The sequence below is a fragment of the Halopseudomonas salegens genome (genome assembly GCF_900105655.1).
Lineage (GTDB): Bacteria > Pseudomonadota > Gammaproteobacteria > Pseudomonadales > Pseudomonadaceae > Halopseudomonas > Halopseudomonas salegens.
Genome location: NZ_LT629787.1, coordinates 103,467 through 115,782, shown reverse-complemented (window position 1 = coordinate 115,782; position 12,316 = coordinate 103,467). Strand labels below are relative to the sequence as shown.

Annotated in this window: 10 protein-coding genes; 5 read left to right on the top strand and 5 right to left on the bottom strand. The window is 57.8% G+C overall.

What is annotated here, in order from left to right; genetic code table 11:
* Positions 1 to 55: 55 nt before the first annotated feature.
* A complete protein-coding gene (locus tag BLU07_RS00505) occupies positions 56 to 1,120 on the bottom strand; it encodes a GGDEF domain-containing protein (RefSeq protein WP_092383105.1) in 1,065 nt (354 codons plus the stop codon).
* A gap of 174 nt (positions 1,121 to 1,294) precedes the next feature.
* Here BLU07_RS00505 and BLU07_RS00500 point away from each other — a divergent pair, with 174 nt between their 5' ends.
* The 5 genes from BLU07_RS00500 to BLU07_RS00480 all read left to right on the top strand — a co-directional run bounded on the left by BLU07_RS00500 (position 1,295) and on the right by BLU07_RS00480 (position 9,237).
* Positions 1,295 to 2,296, top strand: coding sequence for a response regulator (locus tag BLU07_RS00500; RefSeq protein ID WP_092383103.1), 1,002 nt, complete (start codon positions 1,295 to 1,297; stop codon positions 2,294 to 2,296).
* A gap of 12 nt (positions 2,297 to 2,308) precedes the next feature.
* Positions 2,309 to 3,280 carry a sensor domain-containing diguanylate cyclase gene (locus BLU07_RS00495; RefSeq protein ID WP_092383101.1) on the top strand — a complete coding sequence of 324 codons (972 nt, stop codon included), beginning with the start codon at positions 2,309 to 2,311 and terminating at the stop codon, positions 3,278 to 3,280.
* 119 nt (positions 3,281 to 3,399) lie between these two features.
* Positions 3,400 to 5,349 (top strand): SLC13 family permease, encoded by a 1,950-nt coding sequence (locus BLU07_RS00490; protein ID WP_092383099.1) that lies wholly within the window; start codon positions 3,400 to 3,402, stop codon positions 5,347 to 5,349.
* Between the two features lie 154 nt (positions 5,350 to 5,503).
* Positions 5,504 to 7,399, top strand: coding sequence for a diguanylate cyclase (locus tag BLU07_RS00485; protein ID WP_092383096.1), 1,896 nt, complete (start codon positions 5,504 to 5,506; stop codon positions 7,397 to 7,399).
* Between the two features lie 5 nt (positions 7,400 to 7,404).
* Positions 7,405 to 9,237, top strand: coding sequence for a diguanylate cyclase (locus BLU07_RS00480; protein WP_157719025.1), 1,833 nt, complete (start codon positions 7,405 to 7,407; stop codon positions 9,235 to 9,237).
* Between the two features lie 5 nt (positions 9,238 to 9,242).
* Here BLU07_RS00480 and BLU07_RS00475 read toward each other — a convergent pair whose 3' ends face one another.
* The 4 genes from BLU07_RS00475 to fba all read right to left on the bottom strand — a co-directional run bounded on the left by BLU07_RS00475 (position 9,243) and on the right by fba (position 12,307).
* Positions 9,243 to 10,340: a PQQ-dependent sugar dehydrogenase gene (locus BLU07_RS00475; protein ID WP_092383092.1), complete on the bottom strand. Its 1,098-nt coding sequence runs from the start codon at positions 10,338 to 10,340 to the stop codon at positions 9,243 to 9,245.
* A gap of 14 nt (positions 10,341 to 10,354) precedes the next feature.
* Positions 10,355 to 10,825 carry a hypothetical protein gene (locus BLU07_RS00470; RefSeq protein ID WP_092383090.1) on the bottom strand — a complete coding sequence of 157 codons (471 nt, stop codon included), beginning with the start codon at positions 10,823 to 10,825 and terminating at the stop codon, positions 10,355 to 10,357.
* 86 nt (positions 10,826 to 10,911) lie between these two features.
* On the bottom strand, positions 10,912 to 11,187 hold the full coding sequence (locus BLU07_RS00465) for a hypothetical protein (protein WP_092383088.1): 276 nt from the start codon (positions 11,185 to 11,187) through the stop codon (positions 10,912 to 10,914).
* Positions 11,188 to 11,242: 55 nt separating this feature from the next.
* A complete protein-coding gene (gene fba / locus BLU07_RS00460; RefSeq protein WP_092383086.1) occupies positions 11,243 to 12,307 on the bottom strand; it encodes a class II fructose-bisphosphate aldolase in 1,065 nt (354 codons plus the stop codon).
* Positions 12,308 to 12,316 lie beyond the last annotated feature (9 nt).

The following is a 12,316-nucleotide window of genomic DNA, read 5'->3' as shown; positions in this document are numbered from 1 at the left end:
AAATAAACACACACACCGTTCGAAATAAAAAACAGATACACCTTGCCTGTGGCCTTCATGACCTGCCTGCTGGCGGCTCCGCCGACAACCGGTAATGCTGCCCCGCCGCCACGACCTGATTGCGGCCTCCAGCCTTGGCTTCATACATTCGCCGGTCAGCAACCAGCAACAGGCTATCCAGATCAGCGGCATCCTCTCCCAGGGTTGCGACCCCGGCGCTGAAGGTCAATACGTATTCTTCGCCCGGCAACGGAACCGGCCGCTCGGCCAGCCACTGGCGCAGCTTGTCGGTCAGGCGCGCGGCCTGTTCCAGATTGGTGTCCGGTAACAGCAGGGCGAATTCCTCACCCCCCAGTCGGCAAATCAGGTCACTGTCACGCAGCCGCTCACGCAGGTTGTCCGCCAGATGGCATAGCGCAAGATCGCCGCCGGCATGACCATGCCTATCATTGATGTACTTGAAATGATCAATATCGATCACCACCAGGCTCAGCGGGGCTTGCAACCGCAGCGCCCTGCTGCACTCGCGCTGAAATGTACCGGACAGGGACATGCGGTTGGAGAGCCCGGTCAGGGTATCGGTGGCTGCCAGCTCGCGCAGATGGTTTTCATTCTGCACCCGACTGCGCTCGTAAATATGCGAAAACAGCATGATGGCAAAACTGCTTATGATGATGTTGAGCAGTGATACCACGCTGATAATCAACTCGCCCCCCAACAGAAAGCGATAGCTGTAGGCCAGAACACCCAGGCTGACAAACAGCAGAGAAAGCCAGAAACCAGGACGCACCCCGAGCAACAGGTAGGACACAATGGGAATGGCCTGAATGTAGGCAAATCCCGTGTGTGAGGTATCAGGCAAAGTGAGGCTGTAAACCGTAATGGTCAAAAACGGCAGCAGGTAAACCAGACTCCAGAGCCGTAACCGGGGTGTGCGGTTTACAATCAACAATAACGCCATGGAAAAGCCGGCGTAGACCAGATCCAGAACACCCAGCCAGAAAAGCCCGCGCTGAAGATTGACCAGACCCAGCCAGCCAGCAACAAAAACGGTCAGCCACAGCAAGGCGCGCAGAACCTTGCGCTGATGCTGGTGCGGATTGCTCAGGATGTCAGCCATGGTACTCGCGTCAATGCGTTGAATTATCAGTGTAGACCAGTGTCACATGACCAAGAGAACAAAAGTGATAGCAGAACGCCGTTATTCGTCGCCTGCGGACTTCTCAAGCGTGCAATATCTTGTCATGCTAGGGACAAGAACGTTCAACTCTTTTAGCTACAGGATGGACCCACTTTGAGCCAGATTCCCCTGCTCGTCTGTGATGATTCCGGCATGGCCCGCAAGCAGCTGATTCGTTCGCTGCCTGCTGACTGGCCATTTCGCATCACCCAGGCGGTTAATGGTATCGAAGGCCTGGAAGCGATCCGCCAGGGTGACGGTCAAGTGGTGTTGCTGGATTTGACCATGCCTGAGCTGGATGGATTTGGCGTACTCAGCCAGTTGCGTGAAGAAGGGCTCGCAGCGGAAGTCATCGTTGTTTCCGGTGACGTACAGGATGAGGCTGTGCGCCGTGCCAAGGCGCTCGGTGCCAGAGCCTTCATCAAGAAACCAGCCGATCCGTTGCAATTGGCTGCAGCGCTCGATGATCTCGGCCTGACTATCGAACTGCAGGCTACCGATGACGCGTCTCCAGCGGCGCCGGAAATGCCGCAGGTTTCATTCCGCGACGCTTTCCGGGAAGTCTCCAACGTGGCTATGGGGCGGGCGGCCGAACTGCTGGGCCGCGTGCTCGGTGTATTTATCAAGCTGCCGATTCCCAATGTGAATATCCTCGAGGTCGGCGAACTGCATATGACCTTGGCCGATGCCCAGAACGACCGGCAATTGTCGGCCATCTGCCAGGGCTACATCGGCGGCGGGATAGCCGGTGAAGCCCTGCTGATATTTCATGACTCGGAAATCGAAGACATTGCCCGCCTGCTGCATGCGCGCAATGACGAAAACTCCCATCTGGAAATGCAACTGGATCTCGCCAGTATCATTATTGGCGCCTGCCTCAACGGCCTGTCCGAACAACTGAATATCAATTTATCGCAGGGGCACCCCATGGTGCTGGGGCAACACTGCCCGATTGATGACCTGATACGCATCAACCAGCGGCGCTGGAAGCGAACCCTGGCGGTAGAAATCAGTTACAGCCTGGAAGAGCTGGACGTGCATTTCGATCTGTTACTGCTGTTTACCGAAGACTCGGTGCCGCGCTTGCGCGAAATCCTTGACTTCATGCTGGACTGACGCGGAGTTGCCATGAGCACATCTTTCGACATGAACGAACTGCACTGGCTGCTGGATATTGTCCAGAGCATCGACGTCGGCGTGGTGGTGCTGGACCGCGATTACCGCATAGAAGTGTGGAACAGTTTCATGGAAAACCACTCCGGCATGGAAACCGGCAAGGTGCGCCTGCAGCCGTTGTTTGAGTTGTTTCCCGAGATAGATGCCAGCTGGTTCACGCAAAAAGTGGAAAACGCGGTCATGCTCGGCACCCGCGCCTTTACCATCTGGGAACAACGTCCCAACCTGTTCCACTTCAAGAGCTATCAACCGGTCACCGGTCTGGCCGATGAAATGTACCAGAACGTCACCATTTTGCCCCTGCGCAGTACCAGTGGCACCATCGACCATGTTTGCCTGATCGTGTATGACGTGACCAATGTCGCGGTGAACAAACGCCAGCTCGAATCCGCCAATATGCAGTTGCGTGAACTGGCCGATCTGGATGGTCTCACCGGCTTGCTCAACCGGCGTTACTGGGAGCAGTGCCTGCAACACGAATTTGCTCGTCACCTGCGTTATGACGAACCTGCCAGCCTGGTTATTTTCGATATTGATCATTTCAAGCGCTTCAACGACACCTACGGCCATCAACTCGGTGATGAAGTCATCCGCGAGGTCGCCCGCCTGACTCGCCAACTGGCGCGGGAAACGGATTTTGCCGGGCGCTATGGTGGCGAAGAGTTTGTCGTTCTGCTGCCAAATACCGATATCCAGGGTGCCGTGCAGTTTGCCGAACGACTGCGCAATTCCATCGCCCGCCTGCGCATTGACCACCAGGGTGAGCCATTGACGGTGACCATCAGCCTTGGTGTAGCCGGTATGCAAGCAGAGATGGCCAACCATCAGGCACTGATTGAAGCGGCGGACCAGGCGCTCTACCATTCCAAAGAGCGCGGCCGAAATTGCACCACCTTGCACCCCGACCTGCCTGCCGAGGTCTGACCCCTGTTCAAGGTTCAGCCCGGTAGATCTGTCGCAATCAGCCTCCGCAAGCCTTCCCGGACTACACTCCGACTGCTCTTTTCGGCATCATGCACACACATCCGACAGGAGCAAGGCGCATGACTCAGGACCAGTGGCTGATTTTCGGGATTCTCGGCACCACCATAGTACTGTTTCTGTTCGGCCGTTGGCGCCATGACCTGATTGCCCTGTTATCGCTGCTGGCTTGCGTACTGGCCGGGCTGACGCCCAGTGCCGAAGCCTTTCTCGGCTTTGCCCACCCGGCCGTGATTACTGTCGCTGCCATTCTCATACTCAGCCATGGCCTGCAGAAAACAGGTGCCGTTGAATCCATGGCCCAGCGTTTGTTGCCAGACACTGAGAGCCCGTTGATTGCCCTCGGCGCTCTGACCCTGGTTGGTGCACTGCTGTCCGCCTTTATGAACAATGTCGGTGCCATGGCCTTGTTGATGCCAATTGCCATGCAGCATGCGGCACGACAGGGCATCCCGCCCGGAAAAGTACTCATGCCACTGGCTTTTGGCACTATTCTGGGCGGCATGACCACGCTGATCGGTACCCCGCCCAACCTGATTGTCGCTGGCTTTCGTGCTGAACATACCGGCAGCGGTTTTACCATGTTCGACTTTACGCCTGTCGGCCTCGGAGTAGCCTTGGTCGGTATCATTTTTGCCGTGGCTTTTTCCCGTTGGCTGGTGCCACATCGTGAGCAGAGCAATGCCGAAAGCTTTGATACCGGCACCTACCTGACTGAAGTCCGCATAGGCGACGACGCCAGCCTGATAGACAAAACCCTGCGTGAAGCGGAGCTATTGCTGGAAGATGACGATGCGCAGATTGTCGGCATGGTACGCAACGACTTTCGCGTCACCGCTCCACTGCCCGGCCGGCGCTTGCATGCCGGCGACATCCTGGTCATTGAAGCCGAGCCGGAAAGCCTGGGGTCGACCCTGACCCGCCTGGGGCTGAAACTGGAAGAGTCCGTCAAACCCGAAGCTGCCGATGACGCCGAGGATGAAGACGACGAAACCACAGAACACCAGGAAGCGGATAACAAGACTGACGGCAAGGCCAGCGAAACGAGCGAGAAGACAGATATTTCTCGCGTCCGCGCCAGCCGCCATAACACCGACAACAACGAAACGGCCGACGAGGAAGAAACACCCAAAAGCACCAAGCGCAACAGCAATGATGAAATCGTGATTCAGGAACTGGTCATCCAGCCCAATGCCCTGCTATTGGGTCTGACAGCCACAGATCTGCAGATTCGCAGCCGCTTCGGTATCAATCTGCTCGCCATCTCGCGCCAGGGCCACCGCTCGATCAAACGCCTGCGCTGGACCGAGCTTGATGCGGGTGATGTGATGTTGATGCAGGGGCCGCCCGAAGCAATAGCCGGCTTTGCCTCTGAGTACCAGTGCATCCCTCTGGCCCAGCGGCCGATCCTGATTCCCAACCAGCGCAAGGCGTGGACCGCTCTGGGCATCATGTTGGCTGCCGTGCTGGCGGCGGCCACCGGCTCCTTGTCAGCAGCGCTGGCCTTTACCGCCGGCGTGGTCGGTTACATGGTAACGCGCGTAGTGCCGGTCAGACGCATTTATGACGGTATCGACTGGCCCATCATCGTACTGCTTGGCGCCCTGATGCCGATGGCCGCAGCCATGGCCAATACGGGAGCCGCCGATCTGCTGGCACAGGGGTTGCTCGATCAACTGGCTCAGGGCAACGCCATTATTGCCCTGACGCTGACTCTGATCATCACCATGACATTGTCCGATTTCATGAACAATGCCGCCACTGCCGCTGTCATGTGCCCTATCGCCATCAGTATTGCTGCCCAGTTGGGTGTGGATGCGGACAGCTTTCTGATGGCCGTTGCCATCGGTGCTTCCTGTGCTTTTCTGACCCCGATTGGTCACCAGAACAATACCCTGATTCTGGGGCCCGGCGGCTTTCGCTTCAGCGACTACTGGCGTCTCGGCTTGCCAATGGAAATACTGGTGGTACTGGTCAGTATTCCCTTGCTGCTGTTTTTCTGGCCCCTCTGAGGATACCGCCGGGGTTTGACGGCCATTAACCCGCCAAACTATAGTATTGGCAGATTCCAAAACAATATCAGGTCTTGAACTAGCGGTAGTGCCGGAACGGGGCTGTACCTGCCCCCATTACCGGCTCGCAGGCCTGATCCCGGACGGGTACCACATGGCAGTATTCACAGGGATGAACGAGTGGCCCCGGCGTATTCGCCAAAACGCCTGCAACCGGGTATTTGCCGGGCTTTGCCTGTTGTTCTGCCTGCTCCTCCCCGCCAGCCCGGGCAATGCCAGCCCACCGGCTCTGCAGTTGAATGCCGATCAAACTCAATCCCTGCGTCTGCAGTCCAGGGTCCACTATCTGCGAGACAGTAGCCGTCGCATGAGCCCTGACCAGGTTCTTGCCCGACGCGCTGACATGCACAGCGCCGCGGCGGGCCGAGACATCAACTTCGGCTATACCAATGATCGTATCTGGTTGCTGTTCGAGCTGGTGGGTGATCCAGATCAAGAGACCAACTGGATCGTGGAAATGCTGTACCCGTCGCTTGACCGTGTCAGCCTGTACCAACAGACAGGGAGTGGCAGCTGGGAGGTACAGCGCAGTGGTGATGTGCTGCCCAGCAGTGAACGCAGCCTGAGTCACCGTACTGCTGCTTTCCCGCTGCAACTGGACGCCGGTGAGCGCCGCCTGGTGCTGTTGAGTGGCGAATCCGCAGGCAGTCTGAGCATGGACGCAATGATCTGGCCCGCTGAAAGCTTCCGCGCCCACAGCAACCAGGCCCATGTGGTTCTGGCTGCCTATCTGGGTATGATTCTGGCGCTCGGAGGTTACAACCTCTTGCTGTTTTTCGCCCTGCGCGAACCCAGTTTTCTGCTCTATGTGCTGTTCATCATCAGTTTCGGCATGGGCGCCATGGCCATCAACGGTCTGGGACCACATTACCTGTGGCCCAACGCAGGCGAACTGGGCAACCGTATTCTGCCGACCTCACTCATTCTCGCCAGCAGCGTTGCCGCCCTGTTCACTCGCAGCTTCCTGGATGTAAAAAGTCATGCACCAACCTGGTATCGCTTGCTTAGCGTCGCCGCCGCGACCGGTCTTTTGCTGACCCTTGCCAGCTTGCTGCTACCTGTTCAGCTGGCACTCCAGGTCATGTCCGTATTCGGCCTGGGCACTACGGTGCTGATGATGATCTGTGGTATTCACTGCATCTTCCTCGGCGCCCCCGGGGCCCGGATTTTTGTGCTCGCCTGGGGGTTGATGCTGATGGGCGCAGCGCTGCTGGCGCTGCGCAACTTTGCCTTGATCCCGAATAACTTCATTACTCTGTATTCCGTACAGGTGGGATCAGCCCTTGAAATGCTGCTGCTTTCCTTCGGTCTGGCAGCCCGTTTCAATGAGCTGAAACGGCAAAAGGAAATTGCCCAGACTGCGGCCCTGAATGCACAGCGCCAGCATGTGCATGCCTTGCAACAGCATGAGCGAGTACTGGAACAGCGCGTGACTGAGCGAACCCGCGAACTGGAACAGGCGAACAAGCGGCTGGAAGACATGGCCATGCAGGATGCGCTGACCGGCCTGGCCAACCGCCCTGCCTTGTCACGGCATTTGAACAAGGCCCTGGCACGGGCGGATCGCAATCATCAACAATTGGCCTTGCTGATGATTGATCTGGACGATTTCAAACCGATCAACGATGTGTTCGGTCACGCCTTTGGCGATCAGGTATTGAAGGAAGTAGCAGAACGGCTGCAGGCAGCCGGACGCGCTGGTGATTTTGTTGCCCGTCTCGGCGGGGATGAGTTTATTGTCGTCAGCGAGGGGCTGCAGCAACGTGATGACGCCCATGCCGTCGCTGAACGCCTGCTTGATGCGCTGGCCAAGCCAATCATGCTGGACGGTCAACAGGTACAGATTGGCGCCAGTATCGGGGTCAGTCATGCAACCAGCCCTGAGCTGGTCGCTGACGAGCTGATCCGGCAGGCCGACCAGGCCATGTATGCGCGCAAACGGCAGGGACGCAGCGGTATCAGTTATTATTCCATGGATGAACAGGGGTAGACGGGGTGACCAGCAGTATACGAGTAGTCATGTGCTGGCTGATTCCGGGATTGCTGTTGCTGGCCAGCCCGCAGCTTCTGGCACACAACCATGAGCTCAGTCTCAGTGGTAGCGAGAGTCAGCTCGATCTGCAACCCTGGCTCGACTTTGCCCTGCTGCCAGCCGAATACGGGCTCGATGACGTCCATCGCTCGGAAGTTACCTGGCAAGCCGCTTCCAATCGCAGTGATCTGAATTTCAGTTACAGCGAAGATGCCGTGTGGCTGCGCCTGTCGCTGAAATCGACCACTAGTCGCGATCAGATCTGGTTTGTCCATTTCCCCTATTCGTCTCTCAACCGCATAGAACTCCATGGCCTCGGACCGCAACCCGAGTTAAGTGGTGACAGCGTGCCACTGTCAGACCGCCAGTTTGCCCACCGCGACCCGAGCTTTGTCATCTCGTTGGCCGCAGGAGAGCAAAAAACCCTGTATTTCAAAGCGACTTCCGGCGGCAGCCTGACTCTGACCAGCCAGATCTGGTCACCCCAGGCCTTCGCCGGTTACAGCGTCAGCAGCATGGCGGTCATTACCCTGTACCTCGGCATGCTGCTGGCCATGGCAATCTACAATCTCCTGCTGTTCAGCGTCCTGCGCGAAAAAACCTACCTGTGTTACGTCGCCTTTGTAGTGGTTTTCGGGGTCGGTGCGCTCAGCTTTACCGGCATCGGTTCCCGGTTTATCTGGCCAGAACTCGGGGCCTACGGCTCACGCATATTACCCCTGTCGCTATGCCTGTCCGGGCTGCTCGGCACCCTGTTCATCCGCAGCTTCTTGCAGATCAAACAGCACTTGCCGCAGTGGTATACCCCGCTGGGAGTGATCGTCTGGCTATGTCTGGCCTTCAGCCTGCTCAGCCTTGTCGCCCCGATCCGGGTCAGTATTCAGGGCATGTCGGTGTTGGCGATCATCACGGCACCCCTGGTCCTGGCGTGCATTGTACAAGCGGCAAGAGTGCGCGTGCCCGGCGCACGCATTGTGCTGCTGGCCTGGAGCCTGATGATTGCCGGCATGGTCCTGCTGGCACTGCGCAATTTCGGTCTGCTGCCTTCCAACTTCGTGACGACTTATGCCATGCATGTCGGCTCGGCCCTGGAGATGCTGTTGCTGTCCTTTGCCTTGGCCGCTCGTTTCAACACCCTGAAAGAACAACGCGAAAAAGCCCAGCAAAGCGCACTGAACGCGCAGAGTGAGCTGGTTACCACCTTGCAGGAACATGAGCGTCAGCTGGAAGAAAAGGTGGCAGAACGAACCGCCGAACTGGCTGCCGTCAATGCACGCCTTGAGCGCATGGCCATGCAGGACCCATTAACCAATCTGGCCAACCGGGCCGCATTGGAGCAGCATATCGGAGAAGCCATGCGGCGCAGCCAGCGGCGCAGCGAATACCTTGCAGTGATGCTGGTCGACCTGGACGGCTTCAAGCAGATCAACGATCAACTCGGTCATGAAACCGGTGACGCGGTACTGCGGTGCATCGCCGAACGCATGCAGGAGACCGCTCGCGAAAGCGATTTTGTCGCCCGACTCGGCGGGGATGAGTTCGTCCTGGTAGCGGAAAGCATCCTCGACCGGCATCAGGCCGCAGCACTGGCCGAGCGATTCCTCGATGAACTCAGTCTGCCGATCGAGCTGGCTGGCCAGAGCATCGCGGTGGGCGCCAGCATCGGCATCACCCTGACCCGTTCAGCGGACCCTGACATGCCCTCACTGTTACGCCAGGCCGATAACGCCATGTACAAGCGCAAACGCAGCGGACGGCATGGCGTCAGCTTCCACGAGCCCGCCGGTGGCTACTGAACGCGTTACGGAGTAACGCGCAACAGCTGCCCCTGTGGACTATCTGTCAGCAAGTAAAGGGCGCCGTCCGGCCCCGTGCGAACGTCACGGAAACGTGCATTCAGTTCACCGAACAGGTTTTCCTCGGTCACCACCTCAGTGCCGGCAAATTCAACCCGGCGTACATGCTGGCCGGCCAGCGCTGACACCATCAGGCTGCCTTGCCACTCTGGAAACAGCTCCCCGCGGTACAGCGTCATTCCCGAGGGCGCAATCGACGGCGTCCATTCAGTCAAAGGTTGCTCCAGGCCGGGCTTCTCAGTGTAGGGAGAAATAACCGCTCCATTGTAATCCACCCCATACGTGATCACTGGCCAACCGTAATTCTTGCCCGGCTCGATGAGATTCAGTTCGTCACCACCGCGTGGGCCATGTTCGTGGCTGAGCAATCGCTGATTCACTGCGTCCCAGACCATACCCTGCACATTGCGATGACCGATACTGTACAGCTCGGGTTTGGCATCAGCCTGACCCACCCAGGGGTTGTCCTGCGGTACGCTGCCATCACGTTTCAGCCGCACGATACTGCCCAGATGACTCCCCTTGTTCTGCGCTTCTTCGCGCAGGATAAAGGCATCACCCAGGCCCATAACCAGTGTGTTGTCGGCCAGAAAAGCAATGCGTCCACCGTAATGGGCCGACCCGCGTTTACCGGGCTCAGCCCGGAACAGCTCGCTGACATCTTCCAGCGCCTCACCATTAAAACGGGCACTGGCCAGACAGGTATTGTTCGACTCCGGGCTGCCGCAGGCATAACTGAGGAACAGCCGCTGGTTATCCGCAAATTCGGGGTCCAGGGCCACTTCAAACAAGCCAGCCTGATTGTCAACAAACACCTCGGGCACCCCGGTAACGGCTTCGGCTTGCAGTTCCCCCGCAGCCGACACCAGGCGTAACCGCCCGGCACGCTCAGTTACCAGCATGCGGCCATCCGGCAGAAAGGCCAGAGACCAGGGATGATTGAGCCCGTCCGCAAGGGTCGTCACCTGGTAGTCCGCAGCATTTACCCCCGCAGTCGCAGCCAGTGCCAACGTACCCGCGAGAGCATATTGTATCTTGCGCATCGGTTTTCTCCTCGTCAGCCCAGTACCCGTAAACCACGTTTTTTTACCGGACGGGTAAGCCGGCCAAACAACCAGCTGCCGACGCCCACCGCAACCATCATCAACAATAAACCGCCCAAGCCTCGCGTGGCAGCAATAAAGGTCGGCATCGGCAGCAGATAATCTGCAACATCGAAGGCCACCTTGATCCCAACTGCCCCGGCCAGCGCGTAAATAACCCCACGCCAGGGCTTGAATACACGGCCAAGCAACTCGGCAACCGGCAAGGCACACAGCAATGATGCCGCCACCAGAGCAACAAAAATCGGGGTAAAACCCAGCAGGTCGCGCCATGTGGTAGTCAAGCGATCAGCCAGCCCCACCTCAACGCCAATCATCTGCAGGGCAGCAAGGTTTAGCTGAGTCTGTACCAGCGTACCCAGCACGGTCGCCACAATCACGGCGAACAAGAAAAACAGCAGCACACGCAATAGTGAAAGCAGCATTCGGCTTATTCCTTTTTTGGTTTTCCGGCTATGCCTGACCGCTGCCCAGTCAACGGCTTGCCTGCGTTGTCAGACCCTGCCAACCGTTACTCCAGCGCATCAGGCAACTCCGGCAGATTGCGCAGCGCCTGCTCGTAGGCCGGCAAGTCAAAGGGCTTGTTCTCATCCAGCATCACGCCAATGCCATGGGCAAGCACCTGGACCATCAGGTCCAGGCTGTCTTCACGGCTGTAACCAACCAGGGTGAGCTTGTTCAGTGTAGCCTGAGCAGCTGGCGGCTCATTCGCTGCCAACTGGTTTTCCAGCGCTTCCAGCAAACGTGCGTGGGTGAAATTTGCATCACTCTCATCGGCTTCCGACATAAGCCCCCCCAGGCATCAAGCGACCAACAGAGCATCACAGCGCTGTTGTCGCCATTTAATGAATTTTCGGTTCCAGCTCGCCTTCCTCATAGCGCTGGAACATTTTTTCCAGCGAAACCGGGCGAATTTTCGACGCATTTCCCGCACAACCAAAGGCCTCATAGCGTGCCATACAGATATCTCGCATGGCATCTACCGTCTTGGTCAGGAACTTGCGCGGATCAAACTCGGAGGGATTCTGCGCCATGAAACGGCGCACCGCACCCGTTGAGGCCAGACGCAAGTCAGTATCAATGTTTACCTTGCGTACCCCGTGCTTGATACCTTCAACAATCTCTTCCACCGGCACACCGTAGGTTTCAGGGATGTCACCACCAAACTCGTTGATGATTTTCAGCCACTCCTGTGGCACCGAACTGGAACCATGCATCACCAGATGGGTATCCGGAATACGTGCGTGAATCGCCTTGATGCGACCGATATCGAGAATATCGCCCGTTGGCGGACGGGTAAACTTGTAGGCACCGTGGCTGGTACCAATAGCAATCGCCAGTGCATCCACATGGGTCTGCTTGACGAAGTCCGCAGCTTCTTCCGGATCGGTCAGCATCTGGCTGTGATCCAGAGTACCCTCAGCACCGATACCGTCCTCTTCGCCCGCCTGCCCGGTTTCCAGACTGCCCAGGCAACCCAGCTCACCTTCCACCGACACACCACAGGCATGCGCCATATCCACCGCCTGGCGGGTCACTCGCACGTTGTAGTCATAATCCATCGGCGTCTTGCCGTCCGGGCCCAGAGAGCCATCCATCATTACCGACGAGAAACCCAACTGGATCGAACGCTGGCAGACCGCAGGGCTGGTACCGTGATCCTGATGCATGCACACCGGAATATGCGGAAACTCCTCGATGGCAGCCAGAATCAGGTGACGCAGGAAGGGTGCACCAGCGTATTTACGCGCACCGGCTGAAGCCTGCAGAATCACCGGTGAATCGGTGTTGGCGGCCGCTTCCATGATGGCGCGCACCTGCTCCAGGTTATTGACGTTGAACGCCGGAATGCCGTAACCATACTCGGCAGCGTGATCCAGCATTTGGCGCAGACTGATCAAGGCCATAACTTGTTC